The organism is Pseudoxanthomonas sp. LARHCG66 (assembly GCF_052871755.1).
Genome location: NZ_JBIXJW010000002.1, coordinates 624838 through 646724, shown reverse-complemented (window position 1 = coordinate 646724; position 21887 = coordinate 624838). Strand labels below are relative to the sequence as shown.

Sequence of the window (21887 nt, the reverse complement as noted above, 5' to 3'; positions counted from 1 at the left end):
CGAACATGGCATCCCGTTTCCCGCAGCGTGATGCCATGTCGTTCGTGATCCGCGGGCTGTCGCCCGAACCCTTCCGTCCTCTGTTCGCGCTCGACGCCGCCGCACTGGCGGCGCGCAACATCCGTCGCGTCGTCGCCGATGCCGACCGTGGCTTTCCCTGCCGCGTCACGCTGCAGGATGCGCAGCAGGGCGAGCCCCTGCTGCTGCTTCCCTACCTGCACCACGATGTCGCCGGTCCGTATCGCGCCAGTGGGCCGATCTACGTGCGCGAAGCGGCGCTGCACATCCATGCCGCCGAATACCACGACACATTGCCGCCGTCATTCCCGCGCCGGTTGCTGTCGCTACGGGCCTATGACGAGGACGGTCTGATGCGGGACGCCGAGGTGGTGGAAGGCGCGAACGCGTCACCGCACCTGCAGCGTCTGCTCGACGCGCCCGGCGTCGCCTATCTGCACGTGCATAACGCACGTCCCGGCTGCTATGCCTGCCGCGTCGATCCCGGCTGATCCTCGTCCTTGCCGAGGATGATCCGCGCGCCGCGCTGGTAGCTCCAGTATGCCCAGCACCAGTTCAGCAGCACGACCAGGCGGTTGCGGAAGCCGATCAGGAAGAACACGTGCGCGGTCAGCCAGAACCACCACGCCAGCAGCCCGGAGAATTTCAGCCGGCCGAAATCCACCACCGCCGCCATCCGCCCGATGGTCGCGAGGTTGCCGTAGTCCTGGTAGCGGAACGCGCCGGGCGCCGGACCACCCGACAGTCGCGCACGCAGCACCTGCGCCACGTGCCGGCCCATCTGTTTCGCCGCCGGCGCCACGCCGGGCACGGGACGCCCGTCCGAGGTCACGGCGGCGAGATCTCCCGCGACGAAGATGTCCGGATGACCCGTGACGCTGAGATCGGGCTGCACCGGCACGCGGCCGGCGCGATCCAGGGGCACGTCCAGCGAGCGCGCCAGCGGTGATGCCGCCACACCGGCCGCCCACACCACCGTCTTCGCGGGCACGAAGGCGTCGCCCAGCCGGTAACCCTCGTCGGTGATGTCGCTGACCGGCGTGCCGGTCACAACCTCGACGCCCAGTTTTTCCAGTTGCCTGCGCGCCTTTTCCGACAGTGCGTCGGGAAACGAAGCCAGCACGCGCGGTCCCGCTTCCACCAGTCGCACGCGCGCCTGCGAGGGATCGATGCGGCGGAATTCGTTCTTCAGCGTGTGCCGCGCGATCTCCGCCAGCGTGCCCGCCAATTCGACCCCGGTCGGTCCACCGCCGACGATCGCGAAGCTCAGCCATGCGGCGCGCCTGCCTGGATCGGTCTCTGCCTCCGCACGCTCGAACGCGAGCAGCAGGTGACGTCGCAGTTGCAGCGCATCATCCAGCGTCTTCAGGCCCGGTGCGTGTCGCGCCCATTCGTCGTGACCGAAGTAAGCGTGCGTCGCGCCCGTGGCCAGCAGCAACGAGTCGAACATGATCGTCGTGCCGTCCGCCAGGACGACCTGCTTTGCATCCGGCTCGATCGATGCAACATCGGCCAGCCGTACTTCGACGTTCTCCTGTTTGCGCAGGATGTGGCGCAGCGGCGCGGCGATATCGGGTGCGGAAAGCCCGGCGGTGGCTACCTGGTAGAGCAGGGGCTGGAACAGATGGTGGTTGTGGCGGTCGATCAGGGTGATGCGTACCGGCGCGGAAGCCAGCGCACGCGTGGCCCAGAGTCCGGCGAAGCCGCCGCCGACGATGACGAGATGGTGTCCTGCCTGCATGCCGTCTCCTGCTGCCATGGTCGCGTGGCGTCGTCGCGGATTGTCGCACGCGCCGTATCCGGGGCGCGCAGGATCATTCCGGATCGCGATCGATCAGCGAGGTCTCGCGCGTATCGGGCATCCACAGGTACACCAGCAGCGAGCATGCGATGCACGCTGTGACATACCAGTAGAAGCCGGTTTCGTGGCCGATGTCCTTGAACCAGAGCGCGACCATGTCGGCGGTGCCGCCGAAAATCGCCACGGTCAGCGCATAGGGCAAGCCGACGCCGAGGGCGCGGATCTCGACGGGAAACATCTCTGCTTTCACCACTGCGTTGATCGCGGTGTAGCCGCTGAGGATCACCAGCGCCGCCATCAGCAGCCAGAATGCCTGCGCCGGGCTCGAGACCGTCTGCAGCGTCGACAGGATTGGCCACGTGCACAGTGTGCCCAGCACACCGAAGGCGATCAGGATGCGTCGACGGCCGATCCGGTCGGACAGCGCACCGACCACCGGCTGCAGCAGCATGAAGAAGAACAGCGTCGAGGCGTTGATCAGGCTGGCCGTCTGGCTCGCCATGCCGGCGCTGTTGACGAGGAATTTGTGCACGTAGGTCGTGTATGTGTAGAACGCCAGCGTGCCACCCATCGTCAGGCCGACCACGGCGAGCACCGCACGCGGGTGTTGCATCAGGGCGCGCAGCGTGCCCTGCGCCTCCTGCTGGTCCGGCGTGCCCGCAGCCTCGCGGCGGGAGAACGATTCGGTCTCCACCATGTTCCGGCGCAGCCACAATGCCACCAGCGCCGCCGCGGCGCCGATCGCGAACGGGATGCGCCAGCCCCATTCGCGCAGCTGCCCGTCGGTCAGGAATACGCGCTGCAACGCGATCAGTACGGCCAACGCGATCAGGTGGCCCATCACCAGCGTGACGTACTGGAAGCTGGACCAGAAGCCGCGATGCCCGCGCGTGGCCATCTCGCTGAGATAGGTCGCCGAGGTGCCGTATTCGCCGCCGACGGACAGGCCCTGCAGCAGCCGCGCCATCACCAGCAGGATCGGTGCCGCCACGCCGATGGTCGCGTAGCCCGGTGTGCAAGCGATGATGAGCGAACCCGCACACATCATCACCACCGACAGCATCAACGCGCGCTTGCGGCCATGGCGATCGGCGTAGCGGCCCAGCAGCCAGCCGCCGAGCGGGCGCATCAGGAAACCCACCGCGAAGATCGCGGCGGTCTTCAGCAACTGGCTGGTGCGGTCCCCACCGGGGAAGAACACCTCGGCGAAGTACAGCGAAAATGCCGCGTAGACGTACCAGTCGTACCACTCCACCAGGTTGCCGACCGAGCCGCTGAAGATGCTGCGCAGGCGGCGCGCGGGCGTCATGGCAGCGTGTGTGTCGGCGCTCATCAGTAGAGGTCCATCGGGTCGATGTCGAGCGACCAGCGCGTACGGCGCGCTTCCGGCATGGCATGGATCTGCGGCAACGCGAGGTCGAGTGCGCGGTGCAGCGTGCGGCGTTCCGGCGAGGACAGCAGCAATTGCACGCGGTGCAGGCCGGCGCGGCGTGGCATCGGTGCGGGCAGGGGGCCGTGCATTTCCAGGGTGGCGTCCTGCGCGCGCAGGCTCTGCTTGGCGGCCTGCAGGAACTGGTGCGCGGCATCCACGTGCTGGGCTTCCGCACGCAGCAAGGCCAGATGTGCAAACGGGGGGAAGCCCGCCATCCGGCGTTGCTCCAGCTCCGCATCGGCGAAGGCGTGGTAGCCGCCGGTGATCAGCGTGTTCAACAGCGGATGATCGGGGTGATGCGTCTGCAACCAGACATCGCCGCGCTTGCCGGCGCGCCCGGCGCGCCCCGCGACCTGGATCAGCTGCTGGGCGAGCTTCTCGCCCGCACGGAAGTCGGTGGAAAACAGGCCCTCGTCCACGCCGACCACCGCCACGCGGGTAAGGTGCGGCAGGTCGTGGCCCTTGGCCAGGATCTGCGTGCCCACCAGGATGCCGGGCGCATCGCCCAGCCTGGCCAGTTGTTGCGCCAGCCCATCACGCTTCTGCGTGGTGCCGCGGTCCACCCGCAGCACCGGTACGTCGGCGAACAGGTCGGACAGCGTTTCCTCCAGCCGCTCCGTGCCGATCCCCTGCGGTTGCAATGCCAGGCCGCCGCAGTCGGGGCATGCCGGGGGGGCGGCCTGCCGCGCGCCGCAGTGATGGCACTGCAGGCGCTTGCCGCCCGCATGCACCGTCATCGCGCTGTCGCAGCGCTTGCAGTGCGCGCTCCATCCGCAGTCGTGGCACAGCAGCACCGGGGCGTACCCGCGGCGGTTCTTGAACACCAGTACCTGGCCATCCGCCTCCAGCGCCTGGCGGATGGCCTGCAGCGTGTCGGGCAGCAGGCCGGCCTGCTGCGGTCGCTTGCGCATGTCCAGCACGCGCACGCCGGGCGGTTGCGCCTCGCCCGCGCGCCGCGACAGGCGCAGGTGTGCGTAGCGGCCGCTGCGCGCGTTGTGCAGCGTCTCCAGCGATGGCGTGGCGCTGCCCAGTACCACCGGCACGTCCAGCGCCTTGCCGCGCACCAGCGCGAAGTCGCGTGCGTGGTAGCGGATGCCGTCCTGCTGCTTGTAGCTGCCGTCGTGTTCTTCGTCGATCACGATCAGGCCGGCCTCCGGCAACGGGGTGAACACCGCCGAACGCGTGCCCACGATCACCCGTGCCTCACCACGCAGGCAGGCGGCCCAGGTACGGGCGCGCTCGCCATCGTTGAGGCCGGAGTGCAGCGCATGCACGGGCACCCCCAGGCGCTCGCGGAAGCGCGCCAGCGTCTGCGGCGTCAGGCCGATCTCCGGCACCAGCACCAGCGCCTGGCGTCCACGATGCAGGCAGTCGGCGATCGCGTGCAGGTAGACCTCGGTCTTGCCGCTGCCGGTCACCCCGTCCAGCAGCAGGGCACCGAAGCCGGTCGTGCCGGTGATCGCCTCGGCCGCGACGCGCTGTTCGTCGTTGAGCGCCGGACCAGGCCGGGGCGAAGGGGGCGGCGTCGTGGCGGGCGCGGCGACGCGTTCGGCCAGGCCGCGTCTGGCGAGGTCTCGTGCGGTGGCGCGCCCGGCATCCACGTGCAGGTCCAGCACGTCCTCGTCGAGGGAGGCGTGTGCGGCCAGCAGGTCGGCCAAACGCCGCGGCCGGCTGCCGGCGCGCAGGCGATCCTGCTGGGTGCGGCCGGCTTCCGTCAGCCGCCAGTGCCAGGCGTGGGTGTCCGGCAGGGGCTCGCCCTGGCGCAACTGGACCGGCAGGGCCGTTGCGACCACCTCGCCCATTGGCGCGTGCGTATAGCGCCCCAGCCAGTGCAGCGAGTCGAGCAGTTCCCCGTGCAGCAGGGGGCTGGCATCGAGCAGCGCCTCGGCGTGGCGCAGCTCCAGATCCGGATCGGCCGGCTGCCCGACGCCGGCCACGAAGCCGGTCAGCGCACGGTTGCCGAACAGCACCTTGACCCGCTTGCCCACGTCCTCCGGCGAGGCGGCGTGGCCGGGCGGGGGCAGGTAGTCGAACAGCCGTGGCAGGGGGACCGGCAGCGCGACCTGGAGGACGGAAACGGGCGACATTGCGTGCAGTGTATCGGCCCCTCCCGGCGGGGGCACATCTCGCGCAGTTGCGGTGATGTCCTGTCAAAATCTTGACGAAAATCACGCAAGTGCCCATCCCACAAGGGGATTCCGATTTATCCACACCAGCTGTGGATAAATCTGTGCATGGCGAGATTGCTTCACGGCGCGATGACGGTCCTGCAAGCCTCGGTGCCACCTTGGCGAAAAAAGCGCCATCCCTATATTTTTCAATGAAATCATGCAGTTGCCCGTGAAACCCGATTGACACAATGTCCTGACGGGGGAGTCCCGGGCCCGGCATGACGGTTTGGTGACCGCTGTGCACAACGTTTTTCGCGGAAAGCCTTGTGCGGCCGAAGAGAGCAGGTTCCGGCGCGATGTCAAGCGTCCATACGGGCCCGCAGGCTGACTATGATCGGGTCGTCCGCAACCGGTTTCGCCATGGCTCCCACCCCCGCTTCCGACCCGCCGCCCGCCGCCCTTGCCGCCTTCCTGCGGGGGTGCGAACGCCGGGGCGCGGTGTTCGCCGCGCTCCAGTGCGGAGACCCCGACCGTGGCGACGTCGCCCTGGCGGCGGCATTGCGCGCGTTCCGTGCCAAGGCGGCGGCGCTGCCGATGGCGGACTGGCCGGTGCGCTTCTGGTCGCTGCTTGCCGCCACCCCGCAACTGCGGGCGGACGGCGCGCACGCGCACTGGTCGGGTTCGCTTGCGGCCCTGGCGGCACCGGCGCCTGCCGACCGCGCCGCCCTGCTGCTGCGGCTGGCAGGCGGCCTGCAGGAGGCCGAGGCCGCCGAAGCGCTCGGCATCGACGGCCCGGCCTACCGCGATGCCTTGGCCCGTGCCTGTCCGCGTGATGCGGCCGGGCAGCCCGACGCTGCCGGGTGGCGTGCGCTGGCGGAAGCCATCCAGCAGCACCTGCGCGACCTGTCCCCTGACCGTCTCGCCACACTGGCCCGCCTGCGGGAGGACGCCCTTGCCGGTACGCGCACCGTGCCGCCGGTGGCGAAGCCCGCTGCGCTGGCCGTGACGGCTCCTCCGCGCCGCCGACGCTGGCATTGGAGCCTGCTCGCGGTGCTCCTGTTGCTGGCGGCCGCTGCGGCAGGGTGGTGGTGGTGGGACAGGCAGGGCGCCCCGCCACCGTCCGGCACGGCAGGAGCCCCGGCGGGCGGCGACGGCGCGCTGGCGCTGCCTCCGGATCCGGTGATCGCCGTGGCCGAACTGCCGGCTGCCGACGCCCCTGCCGTGCGCTCCGACGCTGCGATGGCGCCGCACGAACACGCGGCCTTCGCGCTGCTTGCCGATGCCGACGAGGAGACCCTCGCCCGCGAGGCCGACTTCCTGGCCTGGTACGTGGCCGGCGCAGGCACGCCTCAAACGCCTGCCGTGGAGGATGACGATGCGGCGCGTTGAGATGCGGATGGCGCTGCTCGGCGCCGTGGGCCTGGTGGTCTCGATCGTCGGCATCGCAGTCTCCGCCGCGCAGGACGCCGCGCCCGGCGCGCTCTGGCAGGCGATGTCGCCGTCCGCGCAGGCGGCGTGGCAGCAACGGCGCATTGCGTGGGATGCGCTGCCCCTGCACGAACGCGAAGACCGTCGCGCGCGCTACGCCGCCTGGCGTGCACTGGACGAAGTACAGCGCGCACGGTTGCGCGCCGCGGCCGCCGAGGTCGCCGCGCTGCCGCCGGAACACCAGGCTGCCCTGCGCACGCAGTTCGCCGTGCAGGATGCGATGCAGCGCAACGGATGGCGCTTGGGGCCGGCGCTCGGTGCTGACTGGCCGCGCCTGCACCCCTTGTTCGCCTACGTACCGCCCGGCGAGCGCGACGCGACGCTCTCGGTGCTCCACCAGCTCGACGCGGAGCAACGGGACGATCTGGCCGCGCTGGCGCAGCGCTTGCCGCCGCAGGACCGGGATGCGTTCCGTCGTGAACTGCTGGCGGTGCCTGTCAGCCAGCGGCGCGCATGGCTGCGGCAACAGCGTGATCGCTAGCCAGGGGGGAGCACTGAACACCGGATCCCGTTCGTGGTTCGACGGGCTCACTACGAACGGCGTGCACGGCGGCGTGCCTGCACGGCGTCGTCGTGCGGCGTTTCCCTACGCATTCACCAGGCTGGTCAGGGACAGCAGGACCATGGCCGTGACGACGAGCATGAAGTACAGCATGCCCAGCGCGAGGTACTTCACCAGCGTGACGACCGGGTGCTGGCGATAGACGCGCTGCTGCATCCAGAACAGGTACACCGGCATCCAGCACATGATCAGCAGCTCGGCCAACCACACGGGCGCGCGTGCCACGGTCGCCTGCGCGGGCAGCAGGCTGTCGATGAAGGACAGGGCGAAGAACGCCAGCACGCACAGGCACAGGTAAGCGTGGCTGTAGAGCGCCACCACCAGGTGTTCCAGGTACACCCGGCGTGTACCGATGTACGCCAGCTTCAGCAGCAGCGCGAACACCGGCACCAGCACGAACAGCGCCGATGGAACCGACCCCATCATGGTGTTCTTGAACAGTTCGGGGTCTTTCTGCAGGCGCGGGATGTTGTCCTGCGCCCGCGCGATCTTCTTGTTCAACCAGCGGTTGCCGAACGCCGGCAGCCAGTCCACCCGGATCGGATTGTCGGTCGGATGCCATGGCTTTCCGTTCTGCGAGAACAGCGAGCCGGTGGAATCCGGCATTGGCCCGTCCTCCGGAATCCGGTCGGGTTCGGCCAGCGCCGGATGATCCGGCTGCAGCGCGGCGATGCGCGCGCGTGCCCGCGCCTGGGTCCCGCGGATGTTGTCTTCCACGCGACCGCGCGCGAAGGCGAGCGGCGGCGGGATGGTGGCGCGCGCGGCCAGCAGCCCGTCGATGGTCCGGTCGCGCAGGCGCACCACTTCGTCGGGGTCGGTCAACGATTCGAAGTCGACGCCTTCGTCCCCCGCGCCCGTCACCTGGACCGTCGTGCCGCCCTTGCCGTCCGCCACGGCTGGCGGGCTCAGCACATCGCCGCTGCCCATGGCGAACTTGCCCACGAAGAACGTCAGCACGCTGAGGACGACGAACAGCCGCAGCGGCGCCACGAAGGGCGCGCGATGGCCTGACAGGTAGGCGTTCGCCAGCTTGCCCGGCGACATCAGTGTGCGCAGGGTGCGGAAGATGCGGCCGTCCAGGTGCCAGAACGACTCGAACACTTCCTCCACCGCATGCCCGAAGCTGCGCAACGGATTGTGCGAGGTCTGTCCGCAGGCATGGCAGAACTCGCCCTGCAGCGGTGTATGGCAGTTCTCGCACGCGCTGGCGTGCACGGCATCGTGCGATGGGGTCATGGGGCGTTCGGGTGGCGCGGCGGGCTAGCGGGTAAGATACCGGCCTCCCGTGACCCGGTGCCAGCGCGAATCCGCGCGGCCGCAGTCCGGCGGTTGATCCCATGTCCCGTTCCCCCTCCCCGACCCCGCGCTTCGGACAGGAAGTGCGCGCCACAGGCACGCTCGCGTTGCCGCTGGTGCTGGGCCACGTCTCCACCGGCCTGATCGGCTTCGTCGACAACGTCATCGCCGGCCACCACGCCACCCAGACGCTGGCGGCCGTCACCGTGGGTACCGCGTTGCTGTGGCTGCCCATGATGGTGCCGATCGGTACGCTGATCTCGCTGACGGCGTCCGTGTCGCAGCTGGATGGCGCGAAGCGGCGCGACGAGATCGCGCCGCTGTTCCGCCAGGCGCTGTGGCTGTCGCTGGGGCTGGGCCTGCTGATGTTCGCCTTCCTGAGTGCCGCGCCCTACGCGCTGGCCGCGTTCGGCATCACGCCCGACATCATTCCCGGTGCGACGGCGTTCCTGCACGGCATCCGCTGGGGCGTGCCGGCGCTGACGTTCTACTTCTGCATGCGCTATCTGAGCGAAGGCACGCACTGGACGCTGCCCACGATGATCCTGGGCTTCGGCGGCCTGCTGGTGCTGGCGCCGGTGGGCTACGTGCTGACGTTCGGCAAGCTCGGGTTCCCGGAGATGGGCGCAGGCGGGCTGGGCATCGCCTCGGCGCTGACCATGTGGCTGCAGGCCATCGCGTTCGCGATCTACCTGGCGCGCGCGCGCCGCTTCGCCGACCTGCAGCTGTTCGCGCATTTCGAGCCGCCGCATCGCGAACCCATCCTGCAACTGCTGCGCACCGGCCTGCCCATCGGCATCACGGTGCTGATGGAAGGCAGCCTCTTCATCGTCACCGCGCTGCTGATCGCGCGCCTGGGCGCCACGCCCGCGGCCGCGCACCAGATCGCCATCAACGTGTCGGCGCTGTGCTTCATGATCCCGATGGGCGTGGCCGAGGCCACCACCGTGCGCGTGGGCCATGCGGTCGGTTCGGGCGACGTGGCCGGCATCCGCCGTGCCGCGCACGCGGGCTACGTCATCGTGCTGGCCACGCAGGCCATGTCGGCGTTGTTCCTGCTGCTGGGCCATGACCTGGTGGTGGCGCTGTACACCGATGACCTGGCCGTGGCCGCCCTCGCCGGCACCCTGCTGCTGTTCGCCGCCGCCTTCCAGTTCCCCGATGGCATCCAGGTGTTGTCCGCCGGTGCGCTGCGTGGGCTGAAGGACACCCGCGTGCCGATGTGGCTGGCCGTGGCGGCCTATTGGGGCCTGGGCATGCCGCTGGGCGCCGGGCTTGGCCTGGGCCTGGGCTGGGGACCGCAGGGCATGTGGCTGGGCCTGATCGTGGGCCTGACCGCCGCCGCCGTGCTGCTGGGCTGGCGCTTCCAGCGCAGCAGCCTGCGCTGGACCGCCGCCACGCCCGCGGCTTCCGCACGGTGACCAACGGGGCATGTAAGCCCCGCAGGCACACGCTACAGTGACCCCAGTTTCCCGGAGTTCCCCATGAGCCAAGTCGCACCTGCACCCCGCCGCAGCCCGATCACCACGTTCTTCGTCGGCCTGTGGGACGTGATGAACTTCACCCGCAAGCTGGTCCTCAACCTGATCTTCTTCGGGCTGCTGTTCCTGATCTTCATCGTGTTCGTCATCGCCGCCGGCAGTGGCGGGGTGAAGCCGCTGATGGAGCGCACCACCTTCGTGCTGGCGCCGGAAGGCCGCCTGGTGGAACAGTTCACCGCCGACCCCGCCACCCGCGCGCTGGCCAAGGCGTTCGGCGACAAGAGCGCCGAGGAAGTGCAGCTGCGCGACCTGCTGCGCGCCATCGAGGCCGCGCGGAAGGACGAGAAGATCGAACGCATGCTGCTGCGCGTGGACCAGCTGCAGCCCACCGGCTACGCCTCGTTGCGTGAAGTCGCCGCCGCGCTGGCGAAGTTCCGCGCCTCGGGCAAGCAGATCGTCGCCTTCGGCGAGAACGTCAGCCAGACCCAGTACCTGCTGGCCGCGCAGGCCAACGAGGTCTACATCGATCCGATGGGCAGCCTGATGCTGGAGGGCCTGGGCCGCTATCGCCAGTACTACCGCCAGGGCCTGCAGGAGAAGCTGGGCGTGGACGTGCACCTGTTCAAGGTGGGCGAATACAAGTCCGCGGCCGAACCGTACGTGCTGGACGCTGCATCGAAGGAAGCCAAGGAAGCCGACCTGTACTGGATGAACGACGTCTGGCAGCGCCTGCTCGCCGACATCGCCAAGGTGCGCAAGACCACGCCCGAGGCGCTGGCCGCCGGCATCGACACCATGCCCGAAGGCATTGCCGCCGCCGGTGGCGACCTGGCCAAGTACGCCCTGCAGCAGAAGCTGGTGGACGGCCTGAAGACGCAGGAAGAAGTCGAGAACCTGCTGATCGAGCGCGGCGTGGCCGACGAGGATTCCGACACCGGCTTCCGCGCCATCGGCCTGGTCGGTTACCTGTCCCAGCTCGATTCCCGCACCAATCCGCTCGACAAGCGCCCGCAGGTCGCCGTGGTGGTCGCCGAAGGCGAGATCACCGACGGCGACCAGCCGGCCGGCCGCGTCGGTGGCCTGTCCACCTCGGCGCTGCTGCGCGAGGCACGCGACGACGAGGACGTGAAGGCCGTGGTGCTGCGCGTGGATTCGCCCGGTGGCGGCGTGTATGCCTCCGAACAGATCCGCCGCGAAGTGGCTGCGCTGAAGAAGGCCGGCAAGCCGGTGGTCGTCTCGATGGGCGACCTGGCCGCATCGGGCGGCTACTGGATCAGCATGAATGCCGACCGCATCTATGCCGACCCGTCCACCATCACCGGTTCCATCGGCATCTTCGGCCTGATCCCCACCGTGCCGCGCACGCTGGAGAAGATCGGCGTGCGTACCGACGGCGTGGGCACCACCCGCTTCGCCGGCGCGTTCGACATCAGCCGCCCGCTGGACCCGGCGGTCGGCCAGGTGATCCAGTCCGTGATCGACAAGGGCTACGCCGACTTCACCGGCAAGGTCGCCGAGGCGCGCAAGAAGCCGGTCGAAGAGATCGACGCCGTGGCACGTGGCCGCGTGTGGAGCGGTGCGCAGGCCAAGGAGCGTGGCCTGGTCGATGAACTCGCCGGCCTGGACGCGGCGCTGGCCGATGCCGCCAAGCGCGCCAAGCTGGGCGAACCCGACAAGTACCGCGTGCGCTACATCGAGAAGATGTCCTCGCCGTTCTCGCAGTTCATGGGCGGCTTCGCCGGCAGCCGCCTGGGCTCGGCGTGGTTGAAGGACTCCGACTTCGCCCGCGCCCTGCTGGCGCGCAGCCTGCCGGAGATGGAAGCACAGCTGCGTTTCGTCGACGAAGCCGTCAACGACCGCCACGGTGCCCCGGTGAAGAGCCTGGCGTACTGCTTCTGCGGGTTCTGAACCTCATCGTCATCGCATGATCGACGGGCCGCGTGGGTAACCGCGCGGCCCGTTGCGTTTGCGGCATCGCCTGCCATGCAGGTCGCGGAGTGCAGGATCGCCCGGCTGGCAGTGAATATATGAAACAGATATGATTCATGTACTCCATCCCTTCTCAAGGCACCTCCATGGGCATCGTCAACATCGACGACGCACTGCACGACCAGCTCCGCCGCGCCTGCACCGTCAGTCACCGCTCGATCAACGCGCAGGCCAACTTCTGGATCAAGGTCGGCATGCTGTGCGAGATGCACCCGGAACTGAGCTTCCAGGCCATCGTCGCCAATGAACTGCGCGCGGCGGGTGTGCAACCGCAGCCCGTGCGCCCGGGACACGCATGATCAAGCGCGAGGCCGAGCTCGCGTTGATGGCGGAGGCTGGCGTATTGCTGGCCTCCGTGTTCGACGCGCTCGGCAGGCTCACCCTGGAAGGCATGAGCACGATGGCGATCAACGACTTCGTCGAGCGCATGATCGTGGACGACCTGCACGCGCGGCCCGCCAGCAAGGGGCAGTACGACTTCCCATATGTGCTGAATGCCTCGATCGACGACGTGGTCTGCCATGGCATGCCGTCGGAGGCGGATGTGCTGCGCAGCGGCCAGATCGTCAACCTGGACATCACGCTGGAGAAGAACGGCTACATCGCCGATTCCAGCACCACGTATCTCGTCGGCGAGGTGGCGTATCCGGCGCGGCGCCTGGTGGCAGCCACGTACAGCGCCATGTGGAAGGGCATCGCTGCCGTACGACCCGGTGCGCGGCTGGGCGACATCGGCCATGCCATCGCGCAGTACGCGCGCGCGCACGGCTACAGCGTGGTCAAGGAATACTGCGGCCACGGGATCGGTCGCGAGATGCACGAAGACCCGCAGGTCCTGCACTACGGCACCCCGGGCACCGGTCTTGAGCTGGAAGAGGGCATGGTGTTCACCATCGAGCCCATGCTGAACCAGGGAAAGGCGGCGATCCGCTCGCATCCGGACCAGTGGCCGGTCTACACCCGCGACGGAAAACTCTCCGCCCAGTTTGAACACACGGTTGCGGTCACGCGGACCGGCGCTCGCGTGCTGACGCTGCGGCCGGGAGAAGTGCCGCTGTGTGAGCTTAGTGATCAGCAACGACCGCATTGCCAGAGCGAGTTCATGCGAGGTCGTGTGATCAGGCAGGATTCTCAAACAACTGCTTGCAATGTCGGATTGACCACGTGGACGACCACGCAGTGGGCCACGATGTGCGAGCCTTCTTGGACGATGAACTTGAATCCGGGATGGAGGCGGCCAGCCTGATACTCAGGTGCGAGAAACCAGAGCTGCGCTCGTGCGGTGGTCCCGGGGGAATGGATTCGACGCCGATGTACTCGTGATATGCGTCATTGAGCATGCCATCGAGGCCAAAGCAGTGGTGTGGCCTGTATCCGGAGTGGATCGGGCCTGACTTGCCACTGTCTTCGGAGCTCAGGAAGCAGATGTCGGCTTCTATATCAGGTGGACGGCCTGGCCCCGCCATAGTGTCGAATGCTTGAAGTGGGCGAACGGTGGAATGAGGTTTCAATCCTCGCGCTCCAGCGCCGACCACATCGCTTCGATGATCACCATTGAGGCATCATCTGGGCGGCACGGCTTGCGCACGCTGATTCGATGCCCCGCCACAGTCCGAGGAGCGGTATCGGTCCAGTGCACTTTATCCCGGAAACCATCGATGACGCCCGACGCTGGCGCAGGGGCGTGATCGATGAATCAGGAGGTGCCGTTGTCGCTGCCCGCCTGCGGTTCCGGCGGCTCGTCGGTCGGCGGCGGCTCGGGAGCGCGGCAGGCCACGCACGCCAGGGTGAGCAGGGCGAGCAGGATGAGGCGGATCCGGATCATGGCGACGGTCCTCCTGTGACGTGGCGCTATGCTACGCCCATCGATGAAGGAGACGCATGTGGCGGCGAACCGGTGGCGATTGGACGGGCAATTGGCCTTGGTGACCGGGGCCAGTGCGGGCATCGGGCTGGCGATCACGCGCGAGCTGCTGGGTTTCGGTGCCGACGTGCTGCTGGTGGCGCGCGACGAGGATGCCTTGCAGGCGGCGCGAGCCGAACTGGCGGAGGAATTCCCCGAGCGCGGTATCAGCACGCTGGCTGCCGACGTGGCGGACGACGAGGATCGCCGGGCCATCCTGGACTGGGTGGAAGACCACGATGACGGCCTCAACATCCTGGTGAACAACGCTGGCGGCAACGTCACGCGCGCGGCGGTGGACTACACCGAGGACGAGTGGCGCAACATCTTCGAGACCAACCTGTTCTCGGCATTCGAGCTGTCGCGCTACGCGCATCCGCTGCTGACGCGGCATGCCGCCTCGTGCATCGTCAACGTGGGCAGCGTGTCCGGCATGACCGCCGTGCGCAGCGGCGCGCCCTATGGCATGACCAAGGCCGCGCTGCACCAGCTCACCCGCAACCTGGCCGCCGAGTGGGCCGAGGACGGCGTGCGCGTGAACGCGGTGGCGCCGTGGTACATCCGCACGCGCCGTACGTCCGGGCCCCTGTCGGACCCGGACTACTACGACGAAGTGATCGAACGCACCCCGATGCGCCGCATCGGCGAACCCGAAGAAGTCGCCGGCGCCGTCGCCTTCCTGTGCCTGCCGGCGGCGAGCTACGTCACCGGCGAGTGCATAGCGGTGGATGGCGGGTTCCTGCGATACGGGTTCTGACGATGGAGATGCGCATGGGCAAGCGGATCGGGATGGCGGCGGTGCTGGTCATCGCGATGGCGTCCTGCGCCTCGGTGCGCGCACCGCTGGCGCCTGACGCCTATCAGCTGGATATCCTCGACAATCCTGCGGAACGTCGCTTCGACGTGGTACTGCAGTCGCGCCACGACCGCGCGCTGTGCGTGTCCAGCGACAGCTGGCCGCTCTCCCCGGGCACGCTGCGTGCCGAGAACACCGGGGTGTACCTGGAGACGGCGACGGGAATCCTGCCGCTCCAGGGTCAGTTCGTCAGTGTCTATTGCCCCGGTGGTTGCGGCGAGGTGCGCGTCGAACCCGGTGCAACGCTGTCCGGCTTCTTCGCCTACAGCGCGTTCGGCGACGCCGATCGCATCGCCGCGGATGCGAGCAGGCAGCTTCACTACGCCCTGGCGCCCCAGGCCTGCCGTCGATCCGTGCGCTAGGGTGTCCGGGCGGCCGCCTCCGGCGCGCTGAAAACCACCCGGCCGTCCGCATCCAGCACTTCGATGCGGGCGTCGCCGGCACGATCCACGCGCAGGCGGATGCGGTCCTTGCCGCTCGCGTCGGCCAGCAGGATCTCGGCATCGTTGCGTTCGTTCTGGATCACGATGCGCCGCGTGGCCTGCCTGGCCGCGTCGAGCACCTTCACGTGCGAGGGCACGGCCTGGTTGATCTGCAGGCCGCTGCTGATGGGCTCGCCGTCGGCGCCGATGCGCGTCAGCAGGCCGATGGCGTCCATGTTGGGATTGTCGAAGGCAAGCGCCGAAACCTTGCCGGCCTCCACGTCGGTGAGTGCAAGGCCGCCGACTTCGTTGCCCTTGCGGTCGTAGAACACCAGTCCTGCGGGCGTGACGGCGCGCTTGAAGGTTTCTCCATTCAACATCGGCGGCGGAAAGCGCTGCTGGTTGGCCAGCACCACGCGCGGCGTGCCGTCCGCGTCCACGATGTCCAACCGCTCCACCGACAACCGTTCGAAATGCGGGTCGGGCGCCTTGAAGGCCACCAGCAGCAAGGCGATGAAGGCCATGGTCAGCGCACCGGCGTAGGCACGCATCAGCCGCATCTCGCGGAGCAGGCGGGGCAGGGGGTCGTGCGGCATCGGTCAGTCTCCCGGGGCGGAACACCCGATTCTACCCAGCGCCCCGCGCACGCGTGCCGCATCGCGGTCCGCGATGTTCCACAGTGCGGCAACGGTCGCCACGGTGCGAAGGAGGGTGCGATTGAAGTTCGTTTTACACGCACGACGTAGCGTGTGCCGACCTGGAGATGAGGACATCGGGATGCGGCGATGGATCAAGCGCGGGCTGTTGGCCTGCCTGGCGGCGATGCTGGTGGTGGGAATCGGAGGGTTCGCCTACGTATACACGCTGGACCTGGATGCGCAGCCGCCTGCGGATCCGGACAGCACGGTGGTGGACCTGGCCTTCATGCGCGATGCGCAGCCGCCGACACGCGGGAAGATCCTGGCGGTGGTCACCAGCACCTCGCACTTCCCCGGTGGTGGGAAAAAAGCGGGCTTCGAGCTGACCGAACTGGCGCGGGCGTACTACGTATTCCGGGCCAACGGCTATGACGTCGACATCGCCAGTCCGCAAGGGGGATCACCCCCGATGCGGCGGGATGACGAGGACATGGTCGAAGCCGACCATGCCTTCCTCAATGATGCCGTCGCGCGCGGGAAACTCGATGCCAGCCTGTCAGTGCGCGAGGTGGATCCCGCACGTTACGCGGCGGTGTACTTCGTCGGCGGCAAGGGCACGATGTTCGACTTCCCCGATGATCCGGCCATCCAGCGGCTGGTGCGCGCGGTGTACCAGGCAGGTGGTGTGATCGGCGCGGTGTGCCACGGGCCGGCCGCGTTGCTGGAGGTGACGCTGGACGATGGCACGCCGCTGCTGCGCGGCCTTCGCGTGGCCGGCTTCAGCAACGCGGAAGAGTTGTTCCTGATCGAGGATGCACGCGCGCGCTTTCCGTACCTGCTGCAGGACCGCCTGGTGGAAAAGGGCGCGCGCTACGTGGAAGGCCCGATGTACCTGGACAACACGGTGGTCGATGGTCGGGTGATCACCGGACAGAATCCGTGGTCGACATGGTCCACCGCGGAGGCTATGGTTCGCGCGCTGGGCCATGCACCGGTCGCGCGCGCACCGGGACGCGACGAGTTGGCGGTGCAGGTGCTGGCGGCCTATCACGCGCGCGGTGTCGATGACGCGCGCAAGGCACGTGCGGAGCGGCCGGGGGCGGACAAGCGCCTGCTGTTGATGCATGCGCTGGTGGCCGCCATGCAGGGGCGACTCGGCGATGCGTGGCGGTTGCAGGCGCTGGCGCGAGACTGAGGGGCATGCAACGACGAGGCGCCGATGCAGGGATCAGGGGCGCAGCGTCATTGCCCGCAGTTGCTTTCGCTGACGATGCGCGCGACGCGCTCGTGTTCGGCCTTGTTCCGATCGACGTTCTCGCGGCGGGCGAAGCGCCAGGCCACTTCGGTTTCGTCGAGGCGCTTCTGCCATGCCTCGCAGAGCGCGCCATCGGGCACGCGGGCGCAGGTGTCGCGCACGACTTCGCAGGCTTGGCCGGCGCCGGATTGCGGGTTGCCATCCAGTCCCACTGTCCGCAACGTCACGCAGCGCGAGGCGGGTTCGCTGTCTTCGGTGACGTAGGTGCCCTTGTCGTGCGTCGTGCACTGGAACAGCACCGGCGGGGGCAGCCGGCGCGCGCTGTCGGCGGTCGCTGGCGCGGCAGGCGTTGCGGATGCGGGTGCGGCAGGCGTGGCCATGGCCGGCGATGCCTGCGTGGGCGAAGCGGGCGACGTGGCCGTGGGCGCGGACGTCATCGGCACCGTGTTGACGCCCTGCATGGTGCGCGCTTCCTGCTTCATGCCTTTGGGGCATGGCGAATTCTGCAGCGTCAGTGCGCCGCTCGCATCCGTGCAGCGGTAGATGGTCACTTCGTCCGCGTGGGCGGCCGGGGTCGCGGTGATCCAGCACAGGACCAGCAACGGAAGACAGGCGGGGGTGGCGCGCACGGGGGGACTCATGGATTCCTGCAATCGTTGGCGATGCGCGCGTCGATGCCGCGCTGTTCCAAGTCTAGCGCGCGCCGCTCGCTCGACATGGCGCTGCCGTAGCGGCGCAGGATCTCGTAGCGACGGTCGGAGAGGCGCGCGCACACTTCCTGCTGTGGCAGCGGGTGGCAGGTGTCGCGCACCCAGGTGCCACCGGGCAGGATCACCGGGCCGGGCCCCGGCGGGTGGCCACCCGGGGGATGCGGTGGCCGGCGGTCACCGCTTTCGAAGGACAGGTGGCCGTTGCCGACCGACACACTGCCGGACACGCTGGCACTGCTTCCGACGCGCGGCCAGGCGGGATAGGCCACGCCATACGGGACCCAGCGCGGATTGCCGTCGTCGTTGTCGCTGGTGTAGACCTTGCCCTCCGGCGTGGTGCATTCGTACATCGGCCGTGGCGGGGTGAGGTACACCACGCGCGTGGGGGGCGGCTCGGCAGGCGGTGGCGGCACGGGCGTGGGCGCAGCGACAGCAGGTGGTGGCACGGGATCCAGCGGCCGTTGCATCGCGCGGACTTCCTGCTTCTCGCCTTTCAGGCACGGCGAATCGCGCAGCGCCACGCTGCCGTTGGCGGTCACGCAGCGGTAGATGGTGACCTGCCCGGCGCCGGGTGCCGCCTGCGCGCCCATGGCGGCAGGCGACAGCGTCAACAGCATCGTCAACAGCGGTGGGGCGAGGCGGAGCATGTGGCCATGGTGCGCGCGTGCCGGAGGGATGGGAAGGTGGAAGGGCGGCCGTGTACGGCCGCCAGTCATTCGCGCAGCGATTGGCCGGTCAGCGCATCACGGATGACCGTGGGACGGGCGAGGCCGCCCGTGTGACCGGCGACGACGGCGTCGACGCGTGGCAGCAGCAGCGGGTCCAGGGCGTCGCGGTCGCTGACGGCGGGCTTGCCACTGAGGTTCGCACTGGTGGACACCAGCGCGCCGCCATAGGCCTGGCACAGGCCGATCACGACCGGGTGTTCGCTCACGCGCACGGCGATGCCGCGGTGCACGCCGGTGATCCAGCGGGGGGCTTGCGCGGTGGCGGGCATCACCCAGGTGTGAGGGCCTGGCCAGCTGGAGAGCACCTCGGTGAGGCGGTCCGTCGGAACGGCGGCGACATCGATCAGCGGCTTGAGCTGTTCCAGCGTGGCGGCGATGAGGATCAGGCCCTTCTCCACCGGTCGCTGCTTGATCGCCAGCAGCCGGTGCACCGCGCCTTCGTCGAACGGATCGCAGCCCAAGCCCCACACCGCCTCGGTGGGGTAGGCGACGATGCCGCCACTGCGGATGACTTCCGCGGCTTCCTCGATGGTCCGTTCGATGGGCATGGCGTCGTCGGCGTCGTGGTGGGGTCAGAAAGGAGCGTCGTCTCCGGCGACCGCCTTGGATGCCGCCTTCTTCACCGTCTTCTTTGCTGCTGTCTTCTTGCTGGCGGATGTGGTCGCCGCCTTGCCGGTGGCTTTCTTCGCTGCCTTCTTCGCTGCCTTCTTCGCCGGTGCCTTCTTGGCAGCAGCCTTCTTCGGTGCGGCTTCTTTCTTCGCCACGGCTTTCTTGGCGGCGGTCTTCTTGCCGAAGCCCTTGCGCACCGGCTTGCCGGTTTCTTCCAGCAGCTTGGTCACCTCGTCGAACGTCAGCGATGCCGGCTCGCGATCCTTGGGGATCTTTCCGTTGAGCTTGCCATCGCTGATGTACGGGCCGAAGCGACCGTTCAACACCTGGATGTCGCTGCCATCGAATTCCTTGATGATGCGGTTGCGCGCGATCTCTTCCTTCTCTTCGATCAGGAACACCGCGCGCGCCAGGTCGATCGTGTAGGGATCGTCTTCCTTCTTCAGCGACGCGTACACGCTGCCGCGCTTGGCGAACGGGCCGAAGCGGCCGATACCGACGCTGACCTCCTCGTCCTTGTCCTGGCCCAGCTTGCGGGGCAGCTTGAACAGTTCCAGCGCGTCTTCCAGCGTGATGGTGTGCATCGACTGGCCGGGACGCAGCGAGGCGAACTCCAGCTTCTCGTCGGTGTCCTTGTCGCCGATCTGCGCATACGGTCCGTAACGGCCCAGGCGCACGCTGACCGGCTTGCCGGACTTGGCGTCGGTACCGAGTTCGCGCGCGCCGGTGGCTTCGCTGCGGTCCACGGTCTCCGCTTTTTCGGCGACCAGGTCCTTGAAGGGACCCCAGAACCGCTCCATCAGCGGCACCCAGTCTTCCTCGCCGCGGGAAACGGCGTCCAGCTCGTCCTCCAGCTTGGCGGTGAAGTCGTAGTCCACGTACTGGGTGAAATGGCCGGACAGGAACTTCGATACCGCGCGGCCCACGTCGCTGGGCTTGAACGCGCGGCCTTCCATTTCCACGTACTTGCGGAACTGCAGGGTCTGGATGATCGAGGCGTAGGTGGAGGGACGGCCGATGCCGTACTCCTCCAGCGCCTTGACCAGCGCCGCTTCGGTGAAGCGCGGCGGCGGCTGGGTGAAATGCTGGTCGGCGTGGATGCGGTCGAGCGGCACGGTGTCGCCGGGTTTCATCGGCGGCAGCTTGCGGCCTTCGTCGTCGTCCTCGGCGTTCTTCTGGTCCTTGCCTTCCTCGTACACGGCCAGGAAGCCCGGGTCGACCACGGTGGTGCCGCTGGCGCGGAAGCTGTGCTGGCTGCCGGCGGCCAGGTCGACCGAGACGGTGTTGAGCGTGGCCGGGACCATCTGGCAGGCGACGGCGCGCTTCCAGATCAGGTCGTACAGCTTGCGCTCGTCGTCGCTCAGGTGCCGGGCGACCTGCGCGGGCGTGCGCAGCGCGCTGGTGGGACGCACGGCTTCGTGCGCTTCCTGCGCGTTCTTCGACTTGGTGACATAGACGTTGGGCTTGTCCGGCAGCGCCTGCGTGCCGAAGTCGCGCGCGATGACGTCGCGGATCTCGGCCAGCGCTTCCGCCGACAGGCTCACCGAGTCGGTACGCATGTAGCTGATCAGGCCGACGGTGCCTTCCTCGTCGCCGATGTTGACGCCTTCGTACAGCTTCTGCGCCACCTGCATGGTCTTGCGGGTGGTGAAGCCGAGCTTGCGCGAGGCTTCCTGCTGCAGCGTGGACGTGGTGAACGGCGGTGCCGGGCGGCGCTTGCGTTCCTTGCTGGTCACGTCGGTGACGTGCAGCATGCCCTGCGCGGCCTGCTGGATGCGCAGACGGGCCGCTTCGGCGGTGTCGCCGTCGGTGACGGTGAACTGTTCGAACTTCTGCCCGTCGAGCTTCGTCAGCTTGGCGGTGAAGGCCTGGCGCGGATGCGCGCATTCGGCCTCGATGCTCCAGTACTCGCGGGCGATGAAGGCTTCGATCTCTTCCTCGCGCTCCACGATCATGCGCAGGGCAGGCGACTGCACGCGGCCGGCGGACAGGCCGCGCTGCACCTTGCGCCACAGCACCGGCGAAAGATTGAAGCCGACCAGGTAGTCCAGCGCGCGGCGCGCCTGCTGGGCATCGACCAGGTCGCCGGCGATCTGCCGCGGCTGGGCCATGGCTTCCTTGATCGCGCGCGGCGTGATTTCGGTGAAGACCACCCGGTGCAGCGGTTTGTCCTTCAGCAGGCCGCGCTCCTTCAGGATCTCGGCGATGTGCCAGCTGATCGCCTCGCCCTCGCGGTCCGGGTCGGTCGCCAGGAAGATGTCATCGGCACCCTTGGCGGCCTTGGCGATGGCGTCGACGTGCTTCTCGTTCTTCTCGATCAGGTCGTAGCGCATCGCGAACCCGTTGTCGGGGTCCACCGCTCCTTCCTTCGGCACCAGGTCCCGGACGTGGCCATAGGACGCGAGGACAGTGAAGTCCTTGCCGAGGTATTTGTTGATCGTCTTGGCCTTGGCGGGCGACTCGACGATGAGCAGGTGCTTGGGCATGTCAGGGGTTCAGGGGAGTTCGGGTGGGCCGTCCGGGGCCGGCTAGGGTGGCCCAGATGCGGGCGCCAGAGAAGCGGACGCCCGGGGCGGGGGCCCCGGGCG

At 68.5% G+C, this 21887-nt stretch carries 19 protein-coding genes and 1 pseudogene; 10 read left to right on the top strand and 10 right to left on the bottom strand.

Going from position 1 to position 21887, the window contains the following annotated elements; translation table 11 throughout:
• Positions 1-5 precede the first annotated feature (5 nt).
• Positions 6-509 carry a DUF1203 domain-containing protein gene (locus ACIPRS_RS09975; RefSeq protein ID WP_446538437.1) on the top strand — a complete coding sequence of 168 codons (504 nt, stop codon included), beginning with the start codon at positions 6-8 and terminating at the stop codon, positions 507-509.
• Here the strand turns inward: ACIPRS_RS09975 and ACIPRS_RS09970 are convergent.
• The 3 genes from ACIPRS_RS09970 to ACIPRS_RS09960 form a co-directional block, all read right to left on the bottom strand.
• On the bottom strand, positions 482-1759 hold the full coding sequence (locus tag ACIPRS_RS09970; protein ID WP_446538436.1) for an NAD(P)/FAD-dependent oxidoreductase: 1278 nt from the start codon (positions 1757-1759) through the stop codon (positions 482-484). The two genes, ACIPRS_RS09975 and ACIPRS_RS09970, sit on opposite strands and share 28 nt — an antisense overlap.
• A gap of 73 nt (positions 1760-1832) precedes the next feature.
• A complete protein-coding gene (locus ACIPRS_RS09965) occupies positions 1833-3152 on the bottom strand; it encodes an MFS transporter (protein ID WP_446538435.1) in 1320 nt (439 codons plus the stop codon).
• Positions 3152-5338 (bottom strand): primosomal protein N', encoded by a 2187-nt coding sequence (locus ACIPRS_RS09960; RefSeq protein WP_446538434.1) that lies wholly within the window; start codon positions 5336-5338, stop codon positions 3152-3154. The genes ACIPRS_RS09965 and ACIPRS_RS09960 overlap by 1 nt, the downstream gene beginning before the upstream one ends.
• Before the next feature lie 444 nt (positions 5339-5782).
• Here ACIPRS_RS09960 and ACIPRS_RS09955 point away from each other — a divergent pair, with 444 nt between their 5' ends.
• Positions 5783-6751 (top strand): hypothetical protein, encoded by a 969-nt coding sequence (locus tag ACIPRS_RS09955; protein ID WP_446538433.1) that lies wholly within the window; start codon positions 5783-5785, stop codon positions 6749-6751.
• A complete protein-coding gene (locus ACIPRS_RS09950) occupies positions 6738-7331 on the top strand; it encodes a DUF3106 domain-containing protein (protein WP_446538432.1) in 594 nt (197 codons plus the stop codon). Before ACIPRS_RS09955 ends, ACIPRS_RS09950 begins: the two co-directional genes overlap by 14 nt.
• 105 nt (positions 7332-7436) lie before the next feature.
• On the opposite strand, the gene ACIPRS_RS09945 is transcribed toward ACIPRS_RS09950, so the two are convergent.
• The gene (locus ACIPRS_RS09945) at positions 7437-8648 is read right to left on the bottom strand and encodes a DUF3667 domain-containing protein (protein WP_446538431.1); all 1212 of its coding nucleotides are present in this window, start codon (positions 8646-8648) and stop codon (positions 7437-7439) included.
• A 101-nt stretch (positions 8649-8749) separates the two neighbouring features.
• On the opposite strand from ACIPRS_RS09945, the gene ACIPRS_RS09940 reads away from it, so the two are divergent.
• The 4 genes and pseudogenes from ACIPRS_RS09940 to map form a co-directional block, all read left to right on the top strand.
• Positions 8750-10129 (top strand): MATE family efflux transporter, encoded by a 1380-nt coding sequence (locus ACIPRS_RS09940; protein WP_446538430.1) that lies wholly within the window; start codon positions 8750-8752, stop codon positions 10127-10129.
• A gap of 63 nt (positions 10130-10192) precedes the next feature.
• Positions 10193-12097, top strand: coding sequence for a signal peptide peptidase SppA (gene sppA, locus ACIPRS_RS09935; RefSeq protein WP_446538429.1), 1905 nt, complete (start codon positions 10193-10195; stop codon positions 12095-12097).
• Positions 12098-12264: 167 nt separating this feature from the next.
• The gene (locus ACIPRS_RS09930) at positions 12265-12477 is read left to right on the top strand and encodes a ParD-like family protein (protein WP_337732303.1); all 213 of its coding nucleotides are present in this window, start codon (positions 12265-12267) and stop codon (positions 12475-12477) included.
• A pseudogene (gene map / locus ACIPRS_RS09925) lies at positions 12474-13238 on the top strand (type I methionyl aminopeptidase); the annotation flags it as partial. The gene ACIPRS_RS09930 and the pseudogene map, both read left to right, overlap by 4 nt.
• A 636-nt stretch (positions 13239-13874) precedes the next feature.
• Here the strand turns inward: map and ACIPRS_RS09920 are convergent.
• Complete coding sequence (locus ACIPRS_RS09920; protein WP_337732301.1) at positions 13875-14003, bottom strand: hypothetical protein; 129 nt, start codon at positions 14001-14003, stop codon at positions 13875-13877.
• 58 nt (positions 14004-14061) lie between these two features.
• Here ACIPRS_RS09920 and ACIPRS_RS09915 point away from each other — a divergent pair, with 58 nt between their 5' ends.
• Positions 14062-14838 carry an SDR family oxidoreductase gene (locus ACIPRS_RS09915; RefSeq protein WP_337732530.1) on the top strand — a complete coding sequence of 259 codons (777 nt, stop codon included), beginning with the start codon at positions 14062-14064 and terminating at the stop codon, positions 14836-14838.
• Positions 14839-14852: 14 nt separating this feature from the next.
• The gene (locus ACIPRS_RS09910) at positions 14853-15299 is read left to right on the top strand and encodes a hypothetical protein (protein WP_446538428.1); all 447 of its coding nucleotides are present in this window, start codon (positions 14853-14855) and stop codon (positions 15297-15299) included.
• Here ACIPRS_RS09910 and ACIPRS_RS09905 read toward each other — a convergent pair.
• Positions 15296-15955: a hypothetical protein gene (locus tag ACIPRS_RS09905; protein ID WP_446538427.1), complete on the bottom strand. Its 660-nt coding sequence runs from the start codon at positions 15953-15955 to the stop codon at positions 15296-15298. The genes ACIPRS_RS09910 and ACIPRS_RS09905 overlap by 4 nt on opposite strands.
• A 181-nt stretch (positions 15956-16136) precedes the next feature.
• Here ACIPRS_RS09905 and ACIPRS_RS09900 point away from each other — a divergent pair, with 181 nt between their 5' ends.
• On the top strand, positions 16137-17192 hold the full coding sequence (locus ACIPRS_RS09900; RefSeq protein ID WP_446538426.1) for a type 1 glutamine amidotransferase domain-containing protein: 1056 nt from the start codon (positions 16137-16139) through the stop codon (positions 17190-17192).
• Between the two features lie 47 nt (positions 17193-17239).
• On the opposite strand, the gene ACIPRS_RS09895 is transcribed toward ACIPRS_RS09900, so the two are convergent.
• The 4 genes from ACIPRS_RS09895 to ACIPRS_RS09880 all read right to left on the bottom strand — a co-directional run bounded on the left by ACIPRS_RS09895 (position 17240) and on the right by ACIPRS_RS09880 (position 21785).
• Positions 17240-17893 (bottom strand): DUF4124 domain-containing protein, encoded by a 654-nt coding sequence (locus ACIPRS_RS09895; RefSeq protein ID WP_446538425.1) that lies wholly within the window; start codon positions 17891-17893, stop codon positions 17240-17242.
• Positions 17890-18609 carry a DUF4124 domain-containing protein gene (locus ACIPRS_RS09890; RefSeq protein ID WP_446538424.1) on the bottom strand — a complete coding sequence of 240 codons (720 nt, stop codon included), beginning with the start codon at positions 18607-18609 and terminating at the stop codon, positions 17890-17892. The genes ACIPRS_RS09895 and ACIPRS_RS09890 overlap by 4 nt, the downstream gene beginning before the upstream one ends.
• A 65-nt stretch (positions 18610-18674) precedes the next feature.
• A complete protein-coding gene (locus tag ACIPRS_RS09885; protein WP_192199904.1) occupies positions 18675-19238 on the bottom strand; it encodes an L-threonylcarbamoyladenylate synthase in 564 nt (187 codons plus the stop codon).
• Between the two features lie 24 nt (positions 19239-19262).
• Positions 19263-21785, bottom strand: coding sequence for a DNA topoisomerase I (locus ACIPRS_RS09880; protein WP_446538423.1), 2523 nt, complete (start codon positions 21783-21785; stop codon positions 19263-19265).
• Between the last annotated feature and the right edge of the window lie 102 nt (positions 21786-21887).